Genomic DNA, 23771 nt, shown 5'->3' with positions numbered 1-23771 from the left:
AAAAACCTAGGAGGGAAGAAATTTGGGAAAACCTAGTATTTTTAGTAGAGAGTATGAAATAAAGATGAAAAGAAGACGTAGAAGAATATTTTCACTAATCTTTGTTTTAGTAATAATTGTAGGGATTTTTGCTTTTAGAAGCAATTTAAATACTTATATAACTAAGGCAAAAGATGGGATTTCCTCTATATTCAACAAAAAAGATGAAGCTAATGAAAATCAGTTAGCTACGTCAAAAGAAGAAGAAACAGAGGTTATAGAAGATAGCAATAAAGAAGAAAATATTACTGATCAAAAACCAGTGGATAATCCTCAGGATCAAGAGCAAGCTGTAGAAATTAAGTTTGGGAATGGTGATACTGCAAAAGCTTTATATGAAGGTGAAGGGGATAATAAGCAATATAAGCTAGTTACAGGCCTTCAAAACAGTAATACAGCCTATGTAAGCCCTTCAGGAAAAAGTATAATAGCTACAGATATTACAACTCAAGATCTTAAGCTTATTGATATAAATGGAGCAGAAGCAATAGTTACAAAAACTCAATATGTTTCTAAAGCTGGAGAAACCTTTAATAAAGATGACATAATAAAGAGGTATCAAGGATATAAATGGGCAAATGATGGAAGATTTATAGATGATTCTCATATAGCTTATTTAAGTTATCTGCCATATTTTAAAACTGGTGATATAGATACATATGTATGGATATTAGATACTTCAAATGGTAATCATACTGCTATCTGGGGCTTAAAAGGAAAAAATATTTCCTTTGGTAATGTAACTGACAATAAATTAGAAGTAACAGTGGATGAAAAAAAATATCTATTGATGAATAACGGAAGCGTATCAAATCTGTAAATCGTGGATATAATTAAAATACATATTGCTATTTGAAAATAGGATGGGTTAATCTCATCCCTTTGTTTTTGGAATTCTTATAGGGAAATTAAGGTTATATAGCTTTATTTAAGAAACTTTTCCTAAAATATTTGATATATTAAAAGTTTGTATGTTATAATAACCTAGTTAAATAAGAACTATTTTCTAAAGGCGAAGAAATTAGGAGGAAAATGTAATGGAAGTTAAAATGGAAAAAATAGAAACAAACGTAGTTAAACTTGAGATAAAAGCTACTGCTGAAAAGTTTAACGAAGCTTTAAATAAAGCTTTTAAGAAAAATCAAAAGAAGTTTAATGTTCCTGGATTTAGAAAAGGCAAAGTGCCAATGGCAATAGTAAAAAAATATTATGGTATGGAAGCTTTATATGAAGATGCTATAAATATAGTTATAGATGAAACTTATTCAACAGCTTTAAACGATAATAACGTAAGACCAGTTGATTATCCAGAAATCGACGTATTAGAAGTTGGAGAAGGAAAAGAACTTGTTTATACAGCAAAAGTTACTGTATATCCAGAAGTTGAACTTGGCGAATATAAAGGCGTAGAAGTTGAAAAAGTAGCTTATGAAGTTTCTGAAGAAGAAGTTCAAAAGAGATTAACTTCAATGCAAGAAAAAAATGCTAGAGTTGAAACTAAAGAAGAAGGAACTGTTGAAAAAGGAAATATAGCAGTTATTGACTTCAAAGGATACATAGATGATGTTGCATTTGAAGGTGGAGAAGGAACTGATTACCCATTAGAAATAGGTTCAGGAAGCTTCATTGGAGATTTTGAAGATCAATTAGTTGGTTTAGCTATAGGAGAAAGCAAGGATGTTAATGTTAACTTCCCAGAAAACTATGGCAAAGAAGAATTAAATGGAAAACCAGCAAAATTTGAAGTAACTATTAAAGCTATTCAAGCTAAAGAAATGCCTGAATTAGATGATGAGTTTGCAAAAGAAGTATCTGAATTTGACACTATAGAAGAAGTTAAAGAAGATATAAGAAAGCAAATAGCTGATGCTAATGCAGATAGAGAAAAAAGAGAATTTGAAGAAGCTGTTATAAATAAAGCTGTAGATAATGCTAAAATTGATGTACCAGAAGTAATGGTAGAAAAAGAATTAGAATCTATGGTTAAAGATCTTGAAACAAGATTACAATATCAAGGATTAACTTTAGAGCAATATTATCAATTCACAGGTAATGATGAAGAAAAGATGAAATCTTACATGAAAGAAACTGCTGATAGAAAAGTTAAAACTGATTTAGTATTAGAAGCTATAGCTAAAGCAGAAAACTTTGAAGTATCAGAAGATGAATTAAAAGAAAAAGCTCAAGAAGTTGCTAAGATGTACTCAGCTGAAGATTCTGAAAAAATGGCTGATTTAATATTAAAAGCTCAAGAGTCAGTATTAAAGCATGATGTATTAGTAGAAAAAACAATAAAATTATTAGTTGAAAATGCTAAAGTAAAATAATAAAATAGTATATAAGATATAATTGCCAGAAACAATATTTCTGGCAATTATTTTCAATATAGTAATTAACAAATGATGAAAAGTTTTATATAATTTTAATATAATTACTTTTATATAAATTGGATATATTATAACTAAAAGGGTAATGTATATAGAAAGCGAGGGATTTAGAATGAGTTTAGTACCATATGTCATCGAACAAACAAGTAGAGGAGAAAGAAGCTACGATATCTTTTCTAGATTATTAAAGGATAGAATAATAATGCTTAGTGGAGAAGTAAACGACGTAACTTCAAACCTAGTTGTATCACAGTTATTATTCTTAGAAAGTGAAGATCCTGATAAAGATATATATTTATACATAAATAGCCCAGGTGGTTCTATTACCTCCGGTATGGCAATTTATGATACAATGCAATATATAAAATCTGACGTTTCAACTATATGTATAGGAATGGCTGCTTCTATGGGAGCATTCTTACTATCATCAGGAGCGAAGGGTAAAAGATTTGCACTTCCTAATAGTGAAATAATGATACATCAACCACTTGGTGGATTCCAAGGTCAGGCTACTGATATTGATATCCATGCAAGAAGAATTTTAAGAACAAAAGAAACTCTTAATAAAATATTAAGTGAAAATACAGGTAAGCCATTAGAAAAGATAAATGCAGATGTTGAAAGAGATTATTTCATGACTGCAGAAGAATCAATGGAGTATGGTTTAATAGATAAGGTTATTAGAAAAATAGAAACTGCTAAAGAAAAATAATTGACTATTTTAGAGAGGTGTATTGGATGGCAAAATTTGATGATAAGAAGCAACTAAAGTGTTCCTTTTGTGGGAAAAATCAAGATCAAGTTAAAAGATTAATAGCTGGTCCAGGAGTTTATATCTGTGATGAATGTATAGAACTTTGTTCTGAAATAATTGCAGATGAATTTGAAGAACCTAAAATACTGACATCTACAGAATTACCAAAACCATTAGAAATTAAAAGTCACTTAGATGAATATGTAATAGGTCAAGAAGATGCTAAAAAATCACTTTCAGTTGCTGTCTATAACCATTATAAAAGAATTAATGCAAAAGAAAAGGAAACTGATGTAGAGCTTCAAAAGAGTAATATATTACTTTTAGGACCTACTGGATCAGGTAAAACTCTTTTAGCTCAAACTCTTGCTAAATTTTTAAATGTTCCTTTTGCCATAGCAGACGCAACAACTTTAACTGAAGCTGGTTATGTAGGAGAAGATGTAGAAAACATTCTTTTAAAGCTTATTCAAAACGCCGATTATGATGTAGAAAGAGCAGAAAAAGGAATAATCTATATTGATGAGATTGATAAAATCGCTAGAAAATCAGAAAATCCTTCAATAACAAGAGATGTATCAGGAGAAGGTGTACAACAGGCACTTTTAAAAATATTAGAAGGAACTACAGCTTCTGTACCACCACAAGGTGGCAGAAAGCATCCTCATCAAGAGTTTATACAAATAAATACATCTAATATTCTATTTATTTGTGGTGGAGCATTTGATGGTATAGATAAGCTTGTTGAAAAGAGAACAAGAAGAAGTTCTATAGGTTTTGGAGCAGAAATAACTTCAAAAACTAATAAGGACGTAGGTAAGCTTTTAAAAGATGTAATGCCAGGAGATTTATTAAAGTTTGGATTAATTCCAGAGTTTGTAGGAAGACTTCCTATAGTTGTAACATTGGAGTCTTTAGATCACAGTGCATTAATCAGTATTTTAAGTAAACCTAAAAATGCTTTAGTTAAACAGTACAAAAAGCTATTTGAATATGATAATGTTGAATTAGAATTTGACGAAGAAGCTTTAAGAGCTATTGCAGATGAAGCAATAAAGAGAAGTACTGGAGCTAGAGGACTTAGAGCTATTATAGAGGATACTATGACAAACATAATGTATGAGATACCTTCAAGAGATGATATTGCTAAAGTTGTAATAACTAAAGAATCAATAATATCTAAAGAAGAGCCTACAATTATCATAGGGGAATCTAAAATTAAAGAAGCTAAAAGTAAAAAACTTAAAAAAGGTAAAGATGTAGAAACAGCTTAATGCTATATTAAAAGTCTCTTATATAGAGGCTTTTTTTATTTTCTTTTTTTAGAATTTGTTAACAAAATTTTAGAATAGGATTGTATAAGACAGTCAATAATAACAATGTAAAGAAGGGAGGGTAATTAATGGAAAGTATTAATGTGATGGTCTTTCTACAAATAATATTGATCCTTGTTTTATTTATGCATGTGGTTACAAATTCTAAAACTACTCGTAATCAAAGAGTGGTTATAGATAAAGAAAGTAAAAAGGAAATGGAGAACCTTAATAAGCTGAGAAATATAAAATTAAGTGAGCCACTTACTGAAAAAAGTAGACCTAAAGAATTTAAAGAAGTAATAGGTCAAGAAAAAGGAATAATGGCATTAAAAGCAGCTATATGTGGTCCTAATCCTCAGCATGTAATAATTTATGGTCCACCTGGAGTTGGTAAAACTGCAGCTGCAAGATTGGTATTAGAATATGCAAAAACTAAAGGAAACACTCCATTTAGTAATGAAGCTAAGTTTGTTGAAGTTGATGCTACTACAATAAGATTTGATGAAAGAGGGATAGCAGACCCTTTAATAGGCTCTGTACATGATCCTATATATCAGGGGGCAGGATCTATGGGGATTGCAGGGATACCTCAACCTAAACCAGGAGCTGTAACTAAGGCTCATGGAGGTATATTATTTTTAGATGAAATAGGTGAATTACACTCCACAGAGCTTAATAAATTATTGAAAGTTTTGGAGGATAGAAAGGTATTTCTAGATTCTTCGTATTATAGCTCAGAGGACCCTAATATGCCTGTGTATATTAAAGAAGTATTTGACAATGGGTTGCCAGCAGATTTTAGGTTAATTGGTGCAACCACTAGAAGTCCAGAGGAGATAGCGCCTGCAATTAGATCAAGGTGCGTAGAAATATTCTTTAGGGCTTTAGATGAGGAAGAGATACAAGTAATAGCTCAAAATGCTATTAATAAAATAAATCTAACTATAGATAAAGAAAGCTTAAATAAAATTTCAAGATACTGCACAAATGGAAGAGAAGTTGTTAATATTGTTCAGTTATGTTCGGGTTTAGCTATAAATGAAGATAGGAAAAACGTAACTATTAAAGATGTAATGTGGGTAATTGAAAATGGGCAGTATACAGAACGCGGAGATAAAAGAATATATGATAAACCTCAAGTAGGAATTGTAAATGGGTTAGCTGTATATGGATCAAATTTAGGAACCTTGATGGAGATTGAGGCTACAGCTAAAAAGGTTGATAAGGAAAAAGGAAATGTTAAAATTACTGGTATAGTTGAAGAAGAGGAAATAAGCAGTAATAATAGAAAAATAAGAAGGAAGAGTAATGCTCATTGCTCTGTACAAAATGTATTAAGTATTTTAGAAAACATTTTTAAAATAGATTGTTCATCATATCATATTCATGTTAATTTTCCAGGTGGTACTCCAGTAGATGGGCCTTCAGCTGGAATAAGTATAACTTGTGCAGTTTATAGCGCTATTAATGGAATACCAATAGACAATAAGGTTGCTATGACTGGGGAAGTATCATTAATAGGCAAGGTTAAGCCTATAGGCGGAGTAAGTGCAAAAATATTAGCGGCTAAAAAATCTGGAGCTACAACTGTTATAATTCCAAAAGATAATTATGATGAAAGCTTAGAGAAAATAGAGGGTATAAAGATAGTTCCAGTAGAAAATATTAAAGAAGTTTTGGAAGTAGCTTTATTTAAAGATTATTCTCAAAAGAAAGATGATAATGTAAATATTGAAGTGTTATATGCAGAGGGTAATGAGAGCTTTTAGTTAAAAAGAAAAATCCATCTAGATTTTAGGTGGATTTTTTCTGCGTAGAGAACAAACATACTCTTAAGAGATTGAAAATTGTTGAAAAATAAGAGGTTTATGTGTATAATTATTTAACTAGAGAAGTACAATCTTTAAAGGGAGGAAATTTAAATGAGTGAAAAGGTTAAACTTCTTCCTCTTATTCCACTTAGGGGCTTAACTGTATTCCCTAATATGGTGATTCATTTTGATGTTGGAAGAGAGAAGTCCATAGCTGCATTGGAAGAAGCTATGCTAAATAAACAAGAGATATTTTTAGTATCACAAAAGGATGCTAAGATAGATGATCCAGAGATTAGCGATGTATATAATGTTGGAACTATATCTATAGTAAAACAACTTTTGAAGTTGCCAGGAGATACCGTAAGAGTATTAGTTGAAGGTATAGAAAGAGGAAGATTAGTAGAGTTTATAAATAGGGATAAATATATTAAAGGAAATATAGAATCTATTTATGACAATAATGATGAGTATAAAGATAATGTAGAATTTCTTGCATCCTTAAGAAAACTAATGGATGATTTTAGTGAGTTTTTAGATTTATCAAATAATAAGACGGCTGATGAAGTTTATGACATGGATGAAAGTGATGAGCCAGGTAGAGTCATAGACATAATTGCTTCCTATTTAATGTTAAAGCATAAAATTAAACAGGAGATATTAGAAGCTTTAGATATTAAAGAAAGAGTGGAAAAGCTTTTAGTAATAGTTAAAAATGAAATAGAAGTTTTAAAGTTAGAAAAAAAGATTGGTTTTAAAGTTAAGAAGAAAATTGATAAACTTCAAAAGGAATATTATTTAAGAGAGCAGCTAAAGGTAATTAAAGAAGAACTAGGTGAGGATATTGAAGAAAAACTTGAGATAGAGAAATATGAGAATTTAATAAAAAAAGCAAAACTTCCAAAAGAAGTGAAAGAAAAAGCTACTTATGAGTTAAATAGATTAAAAAATTCATCTTCTTATTCTCAAGAAGGTTCAGTTATTAAAACTTATTTAGACTGGATATTAGAGTTGCCCTGGAACAAATCAACTAAAGATAATTTAGACTTAACTAAAGCTAGAGAGATATTAGAAGAAGATCATTATGGATTAAGTGATGTAAAAGAGAGAATAATAGAATATCTAGCTGTAAAGAAGATGAGCGACAGTTTAAGAGGGCCTATTTTATGTTTAGTAGGGCCACCAGGAGTTGGAAAGTCATCAATAGCTAAATCAGTAGCAAAATCTCTTAATAGAAACTTTATTAGAATATCATTAGGTGGAATAAGAGATGAAGCTGAGGTTAGAGGTCACAGAAAAACTTATGTTGGGGCTATTCCAGGAAGAATAATATATGGTATAAAAAATGCTAAATCAAAAAATCCATTAATATTATTAGATGAGATAGATAAGGTAAGTAGAGATTTTAAAGGTGATCCATCAGATGCCTTGTTAGAGGTTTTAGATCCAGAACAAAATTCTAATTTTAGAGATAATTATATTGAGTTAGATATGGACTTGTCAAAAGTCATGTTTATTACTACAGCTAACTCCTTAGATTCTATCCCAAGACCATTATTAGATAGAATGGAGATAATAGAGGTTTCTGGGTATACATATGAAGAAAAGTTCAATATTGCTAAAAAATATTTATTACCAAAAGTTTTAAAAGAACATAATTTAGATGAGAATAAGCTTAAGATAAGTGAGTCTGTAATTAAAGATGTAATTGAATATTACACTAGAGAATCAGGAGTAAGAAATCTTGAAAGAAAGTTAGGAACTGTTGCTAGAAAAGCGGTTACTGACATAATGGAAAAAAACAAAAACAGTGTTTCTATTAATACAGGTAATTTAGAAAAATATTTAGGAAACAAGATTTTTACTTATGATAAGATTGGAAAAGATGATCAAGTTGGAGTGGTAACAGGTATGGCTTGGACTGCTTACGGTGGAGATACTCTTCCTGTAGAGGTTGTAGTTATGAAGGGCACTGGAAAGCTAGAACTTACAGGTCAATTAGGAGATGTTATGAAGGAGTCAGCAAGGGCTGCTTATTCTTATGTTAGAGCTCATGCTAGTGAATATGGTATAAATGAAGACTTCTATAAAGAAAAGGATATTCACATACACGTTCCAGAAGGGGCTGTACCTAAAGATGGTCCTTCAGCAGGAGTTACATTGATAACTGCTCTTGTAAGTGCTTTATCTAACAAAAAGGTTAGGCACAATGTTGCAATGACAGGAGAGATAACATTAACTGGAAAAGTGCTTGCTATAGGTGGGCTAAAAGAAAAAGCTTTGGCAGCATTTAGGGCTGGAATTGACACAGTAATTGTACCAAAGCAAAATGAGAAAGATGCTAATAAAATCCCTAAAACTATAAGGAGTAAATTAAAATTTATATTTGCTACTAAAGTGGAAGAGGTTTTAGAACATGCATTAATTGGAGTTGAATTAAATGAATATTAAACAATCTGAATTTATAATATCAGCAGTAAAAAGAGAACAATATCCTATAGATGGGATGCCGGAAGTAGCTTTTGTAGGAAGATCAAACGTAGGAAAGTCTTCAATTATAAACGCAATAACCAATAGAAAAAAGTTAGCTAAAACAAGTCAAACCCCAGGAAAAACTAGATTAATAAACTTTTTTCTTATAAATAAAGAATTTTATCTTGTGGATTTACCTGGTTATGGATATGCTAAGGTATCTAAGACTGAAAAAGCAAGTTGGGGTAAAACTATAGAGTTATACATCAATGATAGAGAAGAACTTAAAAGAGTTGTTTTATTAGTAGATTGTAGGCATAAACCAACAAGTGATGATATCACAATGCTTGAGTGGACTAAACATTTTGGATATGATTATGTTATAGTAGCAACTAAAAGCGATAAACTTTCTAATAATGATCTTAAGAAAAGTGAGAAGATAATAAAAGAAACTTTAAAATTAGGAAAAGAAGATAAGCTGTTTTTCTTTTCCTCACTTAATAAAAAAAGAAGAGATGAATTAATAGATTTTGTTTTTGGTGGAATTGTAGAAGAATCAGAAGAGTAATAAAAATAAAAAATCCCATTCTAGGTTAAGGCCTAGAATGGGATTTTTGTTGTATATAAATATATATTCCATATAATCTATAATATTCCAATATTTTGTAGCAACTTTTTGAATTCCAGAATAGTATATACTATAAAATCTTAATTATTTAAAAATGAGAGGAGGATTTTCCTGTGGAAATTAATGAAATTTTAAATGGATTAGGCGGACAAAAGGATAACTGTAACAATAATGGGTTCGGCGGAAGTTGGATCTGGTTAATTCTGTTGTTTATACTATTTGGTAGCGGCTGTGGTGGCGGATTTGGAGCTGGTGCCCCTGGCGGATATCAAGGATATGCTCCAGTAGGAGACACTTATACTTGTAAGTGTAAATGCAAAAAGAATAAGTGCTGCTGCGGAAGTATGCCAATGTATCAACCATATGCAGCTCAACAAGGTGCTGGCTGTGGATTTAATTCATGGTGGATAATAATATTATTAATATTCTTCTGTGGTTGTGGAAGAGGTTTCGGAAACAATGGCTGCGGATGCAATGATAATAATAACGTTTGTGTTTAAGCTAAAAACATTATCGATAAAAAATTAAAATAACTTGAATTTAGGAGGAAAAATATATGAGTAAACATTGTTGTTGTAAACCAGATCCATGTTGCGGACAGCCAATGGGAGGTTATCCAATGGGAGGATACCCAATGGGCGGCGGATACCCAGGCGGATTCGGTGGATTAGGTGGATGCGGATTCGGTGGAAATGGAATATGGTGGATAATAATATTATTAATATTCTTCTGTGGTTGTGGAAGAGGATTTGGTAATAATAATAACTTCTGCTAATATAAAAAATAACTTTAGAAGAAAAATAGTATAAAGATACAATTGAAAGGAGCGATTTGTATGAGTAAACATCGTCATTGTGATGAATATGAGTATTGCTATCAAACAGCAGTTAATCCTTATATGAGTGCTGGAGTAGCTCCATATGGTGGTGGTTGCGGATTTGGTGGAAATAATATTTGGTCACTTATAGTGTTATTAATTATACTTTGCAAACCAGAAGTATTGTGCAATGACAGAGCATTTATATTAATTTTATTGTTCTGGCTTTGTGGAGGTTCTGGAGTAGGAGCTGGAGCAGGAGCACCAGGTTTCGGATTTTAGTATAATAGTTGGAGGGCAAAGCCCTCCAAAAAAATATTCACATATAAATATATAATCTTCACCTATAGATATCTAATTATACATATATAAATAAATACATAGAAGTACATATCTATCTAACAATATGTAGGAGGAAACTTAATGTCAAGAAGAAGACATCGAAATAGATCTGAGAATATACCTAATCCTCAAGCTCAGCCCAATAATATGAATCCTATGGGAAATCCTATGGGATTTAATCCAAATCAATTAATGGATATGTTAGGCGGCAATTTTGATATGGGACAAATTGCAAGTTTATTGGCTGGAATGAGTGGAGAAGGCTTTAATATGAATAGTTTTGCAAATCTTGCAAATATGTTTAATATGAATAATAGCGCACCTAATATGGGGAATATGGGAAATGCAAATGGTATGGGCAATATGGGCAACCTAGGGGGCCTTGGTAATATGGGTGGTCTAGGCAATTTAGGAAATTTAGCAGGACTTGGTGGTTTAGGTGGATTGGGAGATATAGGAAATATAATAAGCATGATGGGGTTAGGTAATATGGGAGGAAATAGCTCCAATAATTTCTCGGATAATTCAGCTTATAATGAAAATGTAAACTTCAGTGAAGCTAGTACTGAAGAAGTTACTGATGATGATAGAAATATGCAAATGATGAAAGCAATGAGAAGAATTGTGGATCCTGAAAGAGTAAAGTTTATAGATAGAGTTATTGATCTTTATGAAAAAGGAAAATTTTATGATTAATATGAAACATATTGAATAGAATGTGACAAGAAGGTAATACTACAATTATAAGGAGATTTATCTCCTTGTTATAGTAAGTTTAACTTATTATAACTAAACCCCCCATCCCCCTTTTTAGGCCGCTTTAGCGGCCTTTTATATTTATGAATAAGTTATGGATGATATATTATATTTATTATCTGAATATTTTAAAGAAATTCGTATACTTATAGATTCATTAGCTTTAGATTTTGATTTGTCTGTCTTTTTAAAGTTAAGTTCCCACATAACTGATGATATGTTTCCATTATTATCCCAGTCAGTATCTACAAAAAAGGCATCCTGTAAGTTATAGCTATAGAGTTCTTTTTCTAATTTCCACAATAAAGCAGTGTCATTTCTTGATATGGAGCTACTAAAGATATTAGGAAGCTCAGATGGTTCATAAGGATTTTCTACAATATCTGTAAATTTAATAACCTCATCTTTACCTGGGACAGGAGAGTTTTCATAGGTTATATCTTTAAAATTACTACCTATAAGCATATGACTTTCAAAAGAAAATACTCCATTAACAATAGATCCAGAAAATACTTTTGGTGTTTTATTATTTTTTGAATTAAGAATTCCTATAATGTTATTTTTGGAGAAATGAATATCATCAAAACCAGTACCATTCCATCTAAAAATATGTGAAATAGGTGTACCTTCTTGAGAGGATTGAAGAAAAATTTCTGGAATACCATCTCTAGATATATCACGTATAAAAAGTCTCATTCCCCAATAAGGATATTCTTTTCCTAAGGAGCCTATTTGTTTGTCTGGAGACAACATGTAGCTTTTATCTTTAATATTTATACTAGCATAATACTTATCCTCTTTAGTCGTAATGTATAAAATATCCTCATTTCCATCTCCATTAAAATCTTTTTTAACTCCTTTTTCTATATCCTTTTTTGCCATTACCATAGAAGTTTCATCATAAGATTTTTGTGAAAAGAGACTATATATAAACAAAAGCGATAAAAAAGTAAATATAAAAAAAAGTGCTATATAGATATTTCTCTTAGTTAGAAAAATAACTTTAAACTTCATTAATAATCACCTCAATAGAATTATATGAAGGCGAGAGAATTTTATTCTAAATATAAATAGTATGAAGGAATTAATATTGAGCAAAATATTTATTAAAGGAGGCGTGATATATGAAGAAATATATTTGTTTTTTGCTTGTATTAATTTTAGGGTTTATGCCAGTAGCTTGCAAGAAAATTGACAAGAGTAGAGATAAAGAAGTTATTGTTTTAGTAGAGAATAATAGTATACCTATTATGGATAATTTAAATAAAATATTAGATAAATTTAAAGAAAGTAATAGTGAGATTAATCTACAGATAATAACCAAAGATAATATTAAGGATGCAATTAGTAATAAAGATTTGTCTCCAGATATATTGATAACTACTAGAAGTAGTTTTATAGAAATATTTAAGGAAAATGAACTACAAGCAATAGATGAGATAATAAAAGAGGAAAAGTATAATGAAAATTTTTATAATATAAATACATCAAGTGGAAGATTAAAGGATAAATATTATGGGATAGGTGCTTTTCCATATACAATAGATTTTTTATATAACCCTAAGGCTCTCGAAAAACTTAATATAAAAATCCCTGAAAATTCAGCAGATATGTTAAATTTATTAAAAACTTTAAGGGATAAAAATATAAAAATCCCCTATATTCTACCTGAGGAGGTTAGTCTAGAGTTAGCATTATCATCCTATATAGCTAATTTTTTATTAGTGTCATCTCAATTAAAAGATATTTATGGAGATAGTGAAGAAGATTATAAAAAGTTAGAATCTATGCAGCAGATGTTTTCTATAATGAATTCAATAGTTTCTAGTGGACAATTTAATCTAACTAACTTTTATGTAGGTTCAGAACATAATATAGAAGAACTTGAAAATGAAGAAATACCTATATTAATAGGGACATCATTTTTATCTAAAAACATAAAAAAAGTTAATTCAATAAAAAGTATATCAAATATTAATTTGACTGAAAACACAATGTTTTCTCCTGTAGGATTAGGTGCAATGATATCTCTTTATGCTGAAGGAGAAAATAAGGATTCTTCTAGAAAGTTATTGGGATATTTAGTTAAAGAAGATACGTATTCTGACTTATCAAAAGAAGGAATAATAGTTGCTAATAAAAACTTAGATATGAGTTTAGAAGGTGTAAGGGGAGCTATGGCAAAAAACATTGTTAACGCAAATGAAAATAATGTTTTCTACTTTTATAATATTCCTAAGAAATATTTATCAAGCCTAAAAGAAAAGTTAAAAGAAGTAATGAATGGTAAATATGACGGTAATGAATGGAATGATATTATTAAGTAAAAAAATAAAGCTACCTAAAAAGTAGCTTTATTTTTCTTGGCATTCTTCACAAACACCATAGAAATAAATTTTGTTTGAAAGTATTTTGTACTTTGAGTTTTGTTCAGCCTCAGTGTTTAGTGAACTAAAGTCTAAGGTATCTAGATCATCGACTCTACCACATTCAACACATTGAACATGAGGATGCTGTCCTAAAGTACCATCATACCTAAAATTGCCTTCACCAACATTTATCTCTTGAACAAGACCAACCTCTACTAAAGTTTTTAATGCTTTGTATACGGTTGCCAGACTCATAGTAGGATATTCAGTTTGAAGGGCTTTGTAGATTACTTCTGCTGAAGGATGTTCATGTGTACTTTTTAGGTACTTATAAACAGCAATTCTTTGAGGTGTTAATTTAAGCTTTTTTTCTCTGAAAATAGAAGTTATATTATCCATGGTCACCATCCTTGAATTTAATTAATTATATTATATGATAATAATTATTTACTGTCAATTCTTATTTATTAATAATTTATTCATAAAGAGAAATAAATTTCAAATAATATAAAAAAATGCTTGTATTACTACGAAAAGTTTGATAAAATAAAAACATGGTTGTTAAACAATTAACAATCCTCATAAATCCATGTTCATTTTATTTCATTTAACTTTAAGAACAGTTTTACTGTTCTTTTTGTTTTACACACCTTATTGCTGTAGAGGCTTTTTCTCAAGCCTCGTTAAAGTCATTTAGTATTATTATCCTGTAGCACGTCACGTAGTGACTGCATTAGATTAATTAGTTATTATAGATAATCACATGTATTAGTAAAATCTAGGACAACTAATTCTACTGGAAATTTTTTATACTCAATATAAAATAATAAAGTATATACGTATAAAAAACAACATAAAATTTAAAAATAATACAATATTTTTAAATGAGAAGTTTTGTACAAGGATAAAGTGAAATTACTTAAAATGTTAAATTTATAATAAATATGTTATAAATTAGAGTTATGCTTTATTTAGGTGTTGAAAGAAATATTTAACAATGGTAAACTATTCTATAAAGTGAAACTTAGCTTCAGAGGGAGTTTTAATCTCCCACTGAAGGTTAGTTGAACTAATCTAGGGGCGTGCCACTGTTATCTCCCACTTTAATAGAAAAGTAGAGAACCAAAATCTTTGATTTTGTGTGATTCACTTTCTCCTTTAGGTCAGATGGGAGTGTTACAGTGGCTAGACATTAGATAATGAAAACAGGAGGTGTAAGTTATGGCAAAATACAAAGTTGGAGAAGAATTAATAATAGTCAATGATGAAAATGTAGAAAAAAAGAAATTAAAAGAATTAACTTATCTTAAAACAGATGAAGACTTTGCACAAATTTCTTGGGGACTTAAGATCATTGATGTAGAATACAACAATCCTAATGTAACTCTTACATATAGAAATGTTGATGGAGAGATAAATAAGGTATTTGCTGTTTGCAGAGATATAGAGAATTTTGATCAAGAAAAAGTTTTAGAGAAAGCCCTTCTTAAGGCCTTTCAAAATGAGATAATAAATATATCTGTGGTTAAAAATACAAATTTTAAAAAATAGATAAAAATAAAAATTAAATTATTTACTGGTAATATAATCAGTAAATAATTTAATAATTAAAATACATTATTTAAAGTGGAAACCTTTACGGGTATGGGGGTATGAATATGAGTCAGTGTCCATTTTGGTCAATAAATGGGGAGAAAATTAACTGTTATTCTGAATGTCCTATTCATGATGGACTAAAAGCAGATGAGATTTGTCCGTTTAAGGAACTAGTAGAAGTTAAAAATATATCTATGAGTGCTTTTGATAGGTTTAACTATGAAGAAGAATTTAATTCATTAGATTTACCTAAAATATCTGTGTATAAATAAAGAGGATGATAAATCATCCTCTTTATTTATACATATTTGAATATTTATGAAGTAATCCTTGTTTTAGTATCCATAAGTCTTCAGACAAGTCTACATAGTAGGTGTGTGGATTCTCAAATCTTAGAACTTCCGGCCATAATTTAACACTTTCACTTATTACTAAGTCTCTTATATCCATAACTGATGGAGAAGAGTAGCAGCTTTTACCCTTGTTAAAAATCTGAACTCTCATGTCTTTAAGATAATAATTAGTTACTTTTTTTCTTTTCCAAGTGTGGATAGGATTAAATAACTCTAAAGGTTCATTTTCATCAAGGTTTTCATTTCCTAAAGCAATTAGGTCAGCAATAGCCATATGACTGTTTTTATCAAAAACTCTATAAAGTTTTTTGAAACCTGGATTCGTAATTTTCTCTTCATTTTCACTAATCTTTATCTTAGGAATAATTTCTCCGTTTTCTTCAATAGCAACTAATTTATATACGCCACCAAATACAGGTTCACTTTTAGCTGTTATTAATCTTTCACCAACTCCAAATATATCTATAGTTGCTCCTTGTTTTAGAACATCACTAATTATATATTCATCAAGAGAGTTAGAAACGATTATTTTACAGTCAGGATATCCTGCATCATCAAGCATTTTTCTACACTTTTTAGAAAGATAAGTTATATCACCTGAGTCAATTCTTATAGCTCTTGGTCTATAACCTTGAGGTGTAAGAATTTCATCAAATACTTTTATAGCATTAGGTATACCAGATTTGATTACATTATAAGTATCAACTAAGAAAACACAATTATCTGGGTAAGTTTTTGCCCAAGCTGCAAAAGCTTCATATTCTGTAGAAAATAATTGTACCCAGCTATGAGCCATAGTACCGGAAGCAGGAATATCAAACATTTGCTCTGCTATTGTGCATGCTGTAGATGTGCAGCCACCTATCATTGCCGCTCTTGCACCATATATTGCACCGTCGTATCCTTGAGCACGTCTAGAACCTAATTCGATTACAGGCCTTCCACCAGCTTCTCTACATATTCTATTAGCTTTAGTAGCTATTAATGTTTGATGATTTATAGTTAGTAATATCATAGTTTCAATAAATTGTGCTTGGATTATTGGTCCCTTTACAGTAACTAAAGGTTCATTAGGAAATACAGGGTTTCCCTCAGGAACAGCCCATACATCACAAGTAAATTCAAAGTTTCTAAGATAATTTAAAAAATCTTGAGAAAATATATTTTTACTTTTTAGATATTCTATATCATCATCATTGAATCTTAAGTTGCTAAGATATTCAATTAATTGTTCAACTCCAGCCATAATGCAGTATCCACCGCCATCTGGAACCCTTCTAAAAAACATATCAAAATATGCTACCTTATCATAGATATCATTACTAAAGTAACCATTACCCATAGTTAATTCATAAAAATCAGTAAGCATAGTAAGATTTCTATCATTTTTAACATCAAAAACTTTAGTCATATTAGTACCGTCCTCTACTAAAAAATAATATAAAATTATTGTAACCCTATAAGATAATTATTACAATATAGTTATTTAATAAATAACATGTCAATAATATAGATGATAAGGTAACTTGAGGTATTTTTATGTATAAATTAGATGAGTTTCAAATAAAAGCTGCAACTTCAGATGAACGAAATTTACTTGTAGTTGCGGCTCCAGGGTCAGGAAAAACCACTGTAATAGTAAATAGAGTAAGGTATTTAATTGAAGAAAAAGGTATAAGTGCAGGGAATATTATTGTGATTACTTTCACAAAATCCGCTGCCGTAAATATGAAAGAAAGATATCTTAAAGAGAGTATAGATAAGAAAGCTCCCTTCTTTGGAACATTTCATGGATTGTTTTATAAACTATTAATAAGACACTTAGGAAAGATAGATATTATTTCATCCACAGATACTTATAGAATTATTGAAAAAAACTTAAAGATATACATAGATGATGTATCAGAGGACAAGGTGAAGGAAGTTTTAAATGCGATATCCCTGCATAAAACTTCTTTAGGAGAGGTAGCTATAGATGATTCCATTATAGCAAGTTGTTTTGAGCAATATGAATTATATAAAAAGGAGAAAGACTTATTAGACTTTGACGACTTACAAATAAATATGTTTAAGATTTTGTCTGAGGACCAGAGTATATTAGATAAATATACTAAGATGTTTAGATGTATTTTAGTCGATGAATTTCAGGATTGTGATAGTTTGCAGCTTAAAATATTGAAACTTTTAAATAAAAACAATAGTGTATTTTGTGTAGGTGATGAAGATCAGTGTATATATTCTTTTAGGGGATCTAGACCAGAATGTATGGTTAATTTTCATGAAGAGTTTAATGGAAGGAAGGTATATCTTTCTTACAATTATAGAAGTTCAAAGAATATCGTTGATATTTCTAAAAAACTTATTGAAAACAATAAAAATAGAAATTTTAAAGAAATAATAAATTATAGAAAAAGTGATGGAGAAATTAGATTAATTAATCCATATAGTGAAAAGTTTCAAGGAGAGGATATTGTTAATCGTATAGAAGAAAAATATACACAGGGAATTCCTTTATCAACAAATGTTGTGATTTATAGAACAAATGTTGAAGCGAGAAGTATAAGTGATGAATTAATTAAAAGAAAAATTCCATTTAGATTTTTAGATAAGGAGTATAATTTTTTTGAGCATTTTATATGTAAAGATATAATTGCGTATATGAAGTTAGCAGTAGATCCCTATGATTTTAATAGTTTTAAAAAAATAATAAATAAACCTTTTAGATATATAAGCAAGCAAAATATAGATATAGTGGGAAATGATATAATTAAGGATAATGTATTTAGTAAACTTATCAATAAAGGAGATTTAAAAAGCTTTCAATTAAATAAAATAGATAGATTAAAAAGTGATATAGCATACCTAAACAAGGTCTCTATAATGACCGCCTTAGATTATGTGCTAAATGATTTAGAGTATAGGGAATATATAAGAGAGTATTCAGAAAAGTTTAAAATCTCCTCAGATGATATAGAAATTATAATACAAGAGTTAAGAACTATACTTACAGAATTTAAAACAATAAGTCTATTTTTAGCTCATGTAGAACTAGTAAAAGAAGAGCTTAGTTCCCTAAAGAGGACAACAAAAGAAGATGGGGTACTATTAAGTACTATTCATGGTGTTAAAGGGCTAGAGTTTGAAAGTGTGTATATTTTAAATTGCTGTGAAGAAATAATACCCCATGGAAATTCCAAAAATATTGAGGAAGAAAGAAGACTTTTTTATGTAGGAATAACAAGAGCTATAAATAATTTATATATTTATTCTCCTAAAACAATTAGGGGGAAATTTGTTAATAGTTCAGTATTTTTAAAAGAGTTAGACTATAAAGAAGAAATCAGGGATTATGGTTATAAAAATGGGGATAAAATAATGCACAAAGCTTATGGCAGTGGAATAGTTAAGGACATAAGTGGAGATACTATAGATATAGTTTTCGAAAATGGAGTCGAAAGAAAGTTCTCATTGATAGTCTTGGTGAAAAATGGTATTATAGGTTAGAATATGGATTGCTTGGGGGTATATAAAAAAGGAGTGATTGTATGGTCTCATTTAAAAAAATGTGGGAAGATGTTAACTCATTAGTAATTGCAGGAAAATTTAATGATTTAGAAAACATTAAAAGTTATGAAGAAGGCTTCATTGTAAATAATGAAGGAGAAACTATGTTTTTGGATTCTCAAGACTTTATTGACTTTTGGTGTAAAATGCTTCTGTATAAAGAGATAGATATGTCTTCAAAACTTAATAACCAAAACGATAATTTTAATCTGATATACATGTTAATAAGACAGTTACCATATATAGAAGAAAATCAAGGAAAGTTAACCTTAATGTCTTCTTTTGTTGAAAAGCATTAACGTATATAATATAATTTTATTATGCTCATATTCATATGAATATGAGCTTTTATTATAAGGAGTAGATGCAGATATGGATATTAATGATTTTAAAGGTGATGATTTAATTTTCGCATTAGATATAGGAACAAGAAGTGTTATAGGAACAGTTGGTGTAATTAAGGAAAATAAATTTTATGTTATAGCAGAAGAGTACATAGAACATGATGAAAGAGCCATGATAGATGGACAAATACATGATATAACTTTAGTAGCGTCTAAAGTTATGCACGTTAAGAATAAGTTAGAAAAATCTTTAGAAAAAGAGTTAAAGGAAGTTTTTATAGCAGCGGCTGGAAGATTTCTTAGAACCTTAGAGGTAAGTGTAGATCAAGAATTAGATTCTAATGAGGAAATCACTAAGGATGTAATAAGAGGTTTGGAACTTCTTGGAGTAAGTAAGGCTCAAGAAGAGATTCAAAGAGAAAAACAAGGAAAGTTATATGCAGTTGGATATAGTATTAAAAACTATTATTTAAATGGATATAGTATATCTAATCTATTAGGACATAAAGGGGAGCAAATAAAAGCAGAAGTAATAGCAACATTTTTACCGAAGTCAGTAATTGAATCCCTTTATGGAGTTATGAATAGAGTTGGATTAAAAATAATAAACATGACTTTAGAGCCTATAGCAGCTATGGAGGCTGTAATACCTCCAAACTTAAGACTATTAAACTTAGCATTAGTAGATATAGGAGCTGGAACGTCAGATATAGCAATATCATCGAATGAAACTATAGCTGCTTATGGAATGGTTCCTTTAGCTGGGGATGAAGTCACAGAAGCTATTGTACAAGCTCTTTTGGTAGATTTTAATATGGCAGAAAAAATTAAAAGAGAGATTTCTACAAAGGATAAAGTTGAATATTTAGATATCATAGGTCTTGAAAATACCGTATCTAAAGACGAAGTTTTAAATATTATAAAACCAGTTGTAGAAAAAATATCAGAAGAAGTTTCAAGTAGAATTATTTCTTTAAATGGTGGTAAGTCTCCATCAGCGGTATTTTTAGTAGGTGGAGGGGCTCATACTCCAATGATGAAAGAATTATTAGCTAAAAAATTAAATCTTCAAGAGCAAAGAGTTGCTATAAGAGGAAGAGAAGCAGTCACTCAATGTGTTGTATTAGATAACAACATGGGGAGTGTAGGTGTAACTGTATTAGGAATAGCATTAGTGGGGGTTAAAAGTGCAGGACGAGATTATATAGATGTGGTACTTAACGATAAAGTTATAAGTTTATTTAATTCTCACAGTCACAAGGTTATGGATGTATTAATTCAAGCTGGAATTAGCCCTAAGGTTCTTATGGCCAGAAACGGGAAAAGCTTAAGATATACTTTAAATGGCGTTAAAAGAGTGGCTTTTGGAGAATTAGGTGATAAAGCCAAAGTATACATAAATGGAAAAGAAGAGACATTAGACAGCAAAGTTAAAAATGGAGACAATATAGAGCTTATCTATGCAAAAGAAGGCAAAAATGCATCTGTCAAATGTATTAATTTAATTGAAGAAATCAATACCTTAAGCTTTAAAATAGACGATGAAAATCATAATTTAGAGCCTATATTTATTAAAAATGGAGAAACTGTTTCTCCAACTGAATATGTGAAAGAGGAAGATGAAGTACAAGTAATTATTCCTAAGACCATAGATGATATTAAAAAATATTTATTTGGTAAAGAAATTAAATTATATAAAGAGAATATAGAATTGGGAAATGAGTACATAATAAAAGAGGGAGATAATTTAACTACAAAAGTTAAAAATGTTGAAGAAAGTGTTAATACAAGCGGAGAAATATTAAAAGTTAATATTAACGGAAAAGAAGTAGTTTTATCTGGAAGAAAAAGCTATGTGTTTGTGGATGTTTTTAACTATATTGAGTTTGATCTTTCTCATGCAAAAGGAAGTATAAATTTAAAATTAAATGGAAAAGCAGCAGCTTATACTGATATGTTAAAAAATGGGGATAATATAGAAGTATTTTGGAGTTAGTAGAAGGGGGCAAGTTATGATAGATTTTCTAGAAGAAGCAAAGGCAATAAAAAAAGAGCTAGTGGCATGGAGAAGAGATTTTCACGAAAATCCAGAGCTAGGATTTGAGGAATGGAGAACCTCTGGAGTAATTAAAGAGTTCCTTAAAAGTGAAGGAATTCCATATACAGAAGTTGCTAAAACTGGTATATGTGCAGTTATAAAAGGAGGACAAGAAGGTAAGACTATAGCATTAAGAGCAGATATAGATGGGTTACCTATTCAAGACAAAAAAAGTTGTGATTATAAATCAAAGGTTGATGGTAAAATGCATGCATGTGGACATGATGCTCATACAACCATATTATTAGGTGCAGCTAAGCTTTTAAATAAGTATAAATCAGAATTAAAAGGGAATGTTAAGCTTTTATTTGAACCAGCAGAAGAGACTGTTGGGGGTTCGAGATTTATGATAGGTGAAGGTGTTCTAGAAAACCCTAAAGTAGATGGAATAATTGGACTTCATGTAAATGAGGCATTAAGTGCTGGTGAAATTAAAATAAAAAAAGGTGTTGTTAACGCTGCGTCTAATCCATTTAAGATAAAGGTTAAAGGGAAAGGTGGGCATGGAGCAGAACCTCATAACGCTGTAGATCCTATAGTAATGGCATCACATCTTGTTCTTGCGCTTCAACCTTTAGTAAGTAGAGAAATTTCACCTGTTAATCCAGCAGTTATAACTGTAGGTAGTATAAATGGTGGATACGCAGAAAATGTAATCCCTGACGAAGTTACATTAAAGGGAATAATAAGAACCATGACAACAGAAGATAGAGAATATGCTAAAAAGAGAGTAGAAGAGATAACTAAAAGCATAACAACAGCTTTTAGAGGGGATTATGAAATAGAAATACAAGAAAGTTATCCTTGTCTTTATAATAATGATGATATGGTAGACTTAGTTTCAGAAGCCGCAGTTAAAATTATAGGTAAAGAAAATGTTAAAGAGCAGCTTGTTCCATTTATGGGAGTAGAAAGTTTTGCATATTTTGCGATGGAGAGAAATGCTGCCTTTTACTTTTTAGGAATAGGTAATAAAGAAAGAAATATAGTTAGTCCTATACATAATGCTCTATTCGATATAGATGAAGATTCTCTACCAGTAGGAGTAGCTATTCAATGTCAAAGCGCATTTGATTATTTGACAAGAAAGTAATTTAATATTAATCTATTTAGATGGAGAAATATACATTTGGAGTTGATTGTGTGAAAATAGAAATAGGAACAAATGAAGCAGGGCAGAGATTAGATAAATTTTTAAGAAAATTACTAAAAGATGTGCCATTAAGCGTTATATTTAAAGCACTTAGAAAAGGTGACGTTAAAGTTAATGGGAAAAAGCAAAAGGAGAAGTATTCTTTAGAGGTAGGAGACTTAGTTGAAGTAAAATACATAACTACTGAAACGAAGAAAAAAGAACCTAACTTTCAAAAAGTTGATGCTTCAGGATTAAAAATTACATATGAAGATGAAAATCTTTTACTTGTTGAGAAATGGCCAGGAGTATTAGTACATTCTGATAAAAAAGATGGTCCTCCAACTTTAACAGATTATGTATTAAGCTATCTTAATGATAAAGGGGATTATCTTCCAGAAAAAGAGGTTACTTTTACACCAGCTTCTTGTAATAGATTAGATAGAAATACATCTGGAATGGTGTTTTTCGGTAAAAACTTCGAGGCTTTAAAAAGTTTAAATGAACTTATAAGAGACAGGGAAGTTAAAAAATATTATACAGCCTTAGTAAAAGGTCGTATAAAAGATAGGGTTTATGAAGGGTACATATTAAAGAATCAAGAAAATAATGTATCTAAAGTATATAATGATAGAGTTCCAAACTCTAAAAAAATTGCTATGGAAGTTAAAACTATACAAAGTAATGGAGCTTTTTCATTAATTGAGATAGAGCTTATAACAGGAAGAAGTCATCAATTAAGAGCTCACTTAGCAGAACTTGGCAATCCGATAATAGGAGATGCAAAGTATGGGGAGAAAAAGCTAAATTCATTTTTTAATAATAAATTCGCACTAGATTATCAATATTTATACGCATATAAAGTTATATTTAAAAATGTACCAGAGAAATTTAGCTATCTTAAAAATAAAACCATAGCAGAAGGACTTCCGCCAATGTTTAAGAAGATAAAGACGGATGTGTTTAAATTTTAGTATAAGATAGGGGTTTTCT

22 protein-coding genes are annotated in these 23771 nt (G+C 29.9%); 19 read left to right on the top strand and 3 right to left on the bottom strand.

The window, feature by feature from the left end; all coding sequences use genetic code 11:
* Window positions 1-22: 22 nt before the first annotated feature.
* From BUA92_RS06275 to BUA92_RS06225, 11 genes are all read left to right on the top strand, one after another.
* Window positions 23-859: a hypothetical protein gene (locus tag BUA92_RS06275; RefSeq protein ID WP_073017828.1), complete on the top strand. Its 837-nt coding sequence runs from the start codon at window positions 23-25 to the stop codon at window positions 857-859.
* A gap of 217 nt (window positions 860-1076) precedes the next feature.
* Window positions 1077-2366, top strand: coding sequence for a trigger factor (gene tig / locus BUA92_RS06270; protein WP_073017826.1), 1290 nt, complete (start codon window positions 1077-1079; stop codon window positions 2364-2366).
* 172 nt (window positions 2367-2538) lie between these two features.
* Entirely contained in the window at window positions 2539-3138 is a 600-nt protein-coding gene (clpP, locus tag BUA92_RS06265; RefSeq protein ID WP_021802881.1) for an ATP-dependent Clp endopeptidase proteolytic subunit ClpP, read from the top strand.
* Window positions 3139-3164: 26 nt separating this feature from the next.
* Window positions 3165-4454: an ATP-dependent Clp protease ATP-binding subunit ClpX gene (gene clpX / locus BUA92_RS06260; protein WP_021802880.1), complete on the top strand. Its 1290-nt coding sequence runs from the start codon at window positions 3165-3167 to the stop codon at window positions 4452-4454.
* Window positions 4455-4582: 128 nt separating this feature from the next.
* On the top strand, window positions 4583-6265 hold the full coding sequence (gene lonB / locus BUA92_RS06255) for an ATP-dependent protease LonB (protein WP_073017823.1): 1683 nt from the start codon (window positions 4583-4585) through the stop codon (window positions 6263-6265).
* A gap of 153 nt (window positions 6266-6418) precedes the next feature.
* Window positions 6419-8758: an endopeptidase La gene (gene lon, locus BUA92_RS06250; protein ID WP_073017820.1), complete on the top strand. Its 2340-nt coding sequence runs from the start codon at window positions 6419-6421 to the stop codon at window positions 8756-8758.
* Entirely contained in the window at window positions 8748-9347 is a 600-nt protein-coding gene (gene yihA / locus BUA92_RS06245; protein WP_073017818.1) for a ribosome biogenesis GTP-binding protein YihA/YsxC, read from the top strand. Before lon ends, yihA begins: the two co-directional genes overlap by 11 nt.
* A 173-nt stretch (window positions 9348-9520) precedes the next feature.
* The gene (locus BUA92_RS06240; RefSeq protein ID WP_073017816.1) at window positions 9521-9907 is read left to right on the top strand and encodes a hypothetical protein; all 387 of its coding nucleotides are present in this window, start codon (window positions 9521-9523) and stop codon (window positions 9905-9907) included.
* Between the two features lie 56 nt (window positions 9908-9963).
* Window positions 9964-10182, top strand: a complete 219-nt coding sequence (locus BUA92_RS06235) for a hypothetical protein (RefSeq protein WP_073017814.1) — start codon at window positions 9964-9966, stop codon at window positions 10180-10182.
* 60 nt (window positions 10183-10242) lie between these two features.
* Window positions 10243-10506 carry a hypothetical protein gene (locus BUA92_RS06230; RefSeq protein WP_021802874.1) on the top strand — a complete coding sequence of 88 codons (264 nt, stop codon included), beginning with the start codon at window positions 10243-10245 and terminating at the stop codon, window positions 10504-10506.
* Between the two features lie 141 nt (window positions 10507-10647).
* The gene (locus tag BUA92_RS06225) at window positions 10648-11262 is read left to right on the top strand and encodes a hypothetical protein (protein ID WP_073017811.1); all 615 of its coding nucleotides are present in this window, start codon (window positions 10648-10650) and stop codon (window positions 11260-11262) included.
* Between the two features lie 141 nt (window positions 11263-11403).
* Here BUA92_RS06225 and BUA92_RS06220 read toward each other — a convergent pair whose 3' ends face one another.
* Window positions 11404-12336 carry an FG-GAP repeat domain-containing protein gene (locus BUA92_RS06220; protein WP_073017808.1) on the bottom strand — a complete coding sequence of 311 codons (933 nt, stop codon included), beginning with the start codon at window positions 12334-12336 and terminating at the stop codon, window positions 11404-11406.
* Between the two features lie 110 nt (window positions 12337-12446).
* On the opposite strand from BUA92_RS06220, the gene BUA92_RS06215 reads away from it, so the two are divergent.
* Entirely contained in the window at window positions 12447-13649 is a 1203-nt protein-coding gene (locus BUA92_RS06215; RefSeq protein ID WP_073017806.1) for an ABC transporter substrate-binding protein, read from the top strand.
* Between the two features lie 27 nt (window positions 13650-13676).
* Here BUA92_RS06215 and perR read toward each other — a convergent pair whose 3' ends face one another.
* Entirely contained in the window at window positions 13677-14090 is a 414-nt protein-coding gene (gene perR / locus BUA92_RS06210; protein WP_021802870.1) for a transcriptional regulator PerR, read from the bottom strand.
* Between the two features lie 822 nt (window positions 14091-14912).
* Here perR and BUA92_RS06205 point away from each other — a divergent pair.
* The gene (locus tag BUA92_RS06205; RefSeq protein WP_021802869.1) at window positions 14913-15242 is read left to right on the top strand and encodes a hypothetical protein; all 330 of its coding nucleotides are present in this window, start codon (window positions 14913-14915) and stop codon (window positions 15240-15242) included.
* A 107-nt stretch (window positions 15243-15349) separates the two neighbouring features.
* Window positions 15350-15559 (top strand): hypothetical protein, encoded by a 210-nt coding sequence (locus tag BUA92_RS06200; RefSeq protein ID WP_073017804.1) that lies wholly within the window; start codon window positions 15350-15352, stop codon window positions 15557-15559.
* Window positions 15560-15581: 22 nt separating this feature from the next.
* Here the strand turns inward: BUA92_RS06200 and BUA92_RS06195 are convergent, their stop codons facing one another.
* A complete protein-coding gene (locus BUA92_RS06195; RefSeq protein WP_073017802.1) occupies window positions 15582-17051 on the bottom strand; it encodes a nicotinate phosphoribosyltransferase in 1470 nt (489 codons plus the stop codon).
* Window positions 17052-17179: 128 nt separating this feature from the next.
* Between BUA92_RS06195 and BUA92_RS06190 the strand changes: the two genes are divergently transcribed.
* The 5 genes from BUA92_RS06190 to BUA92_RS06170 all read left to right on the top strand — a co-directional run bounded on the left by BUA92_RS06190 (window position 17180) and on the right by BUA92_RS06170 (window position 23752).
* Window positions 17180-19144 carry an ATP-dependent helicase gene (locus BUA92_RS06190; protein ID WP_073017800.1) on the top strand — a complete coding sequence of 655 codons (1965 nt, stop codon included), beginning with the start codon at window positions 17180-17182 and terminating at the stop codon, window positions 19142-19144.
* 41 nt (window positions 19145-19185) lie between these two features.
* The gene (locus tag BUA92_RS06185; protein WP_073017798.1) at window positions 19186-19503 is read left to right on the top strand and encodes a hypothetical protein; all 318 of its coding nucleotides are present in this window, start codon (window positions 19186-19188) and stop codon (window positions 19501-19503) included.
* A 73-nt stretch (window positions 19504-19576) separates the two neighbouring features.
* On the top strand, window positions 19577-21544 hold the full coding sequence (locus BUA92_RS06180; RefSeq protein ID WP_073017796.1) for a cell division FtsA domain-containing protein: 1968 nt from the start codon (window positions 19577-19579) through the stop codon (window positions 21542-21544).
* A 16-nt stretch (window positions 21545-21560) separates the two neighbouring features.
* Complete coding sequence (locus BUA92_RS06175; RefSeq protein WP_073017794.1) at window positions 21561-22739, top strand: M20 metallopeptidase family protein; 1179 nt, start codon at window positions 21561-21563, stop codon at window positions 22737-22739.
* Between the two features lie 50 nt (window positions 22740-22789).
* On the top strand, window positions 22790-23752 hold the full coding sequence (locus tag BUA92_RS06170) for an RluA family pseudouridine synthase (protein ID WP_073017792.1): 963 nt from the start codon (window positions 22790-22792) through the stop codon (window positions 23750-23752).
* Window positions 23753-23771: the final 19 nt, after the last annotated feature.

The sequence above is a fragment of the Clostridium intestinale DSM 6191 genome, assembly GCF_900130055.1.
GTDB classification, from domain to species: Bacteria; Bacillota; Clostridia; order Clostridiales; family Clostridiaceae; genus Clostridium_T; species Clostridium_T intestinale.
Note: the sequence above shows the minus strand (reverse complement) of the source record. Positions and strands in the feature narration are given on the sequence as shown.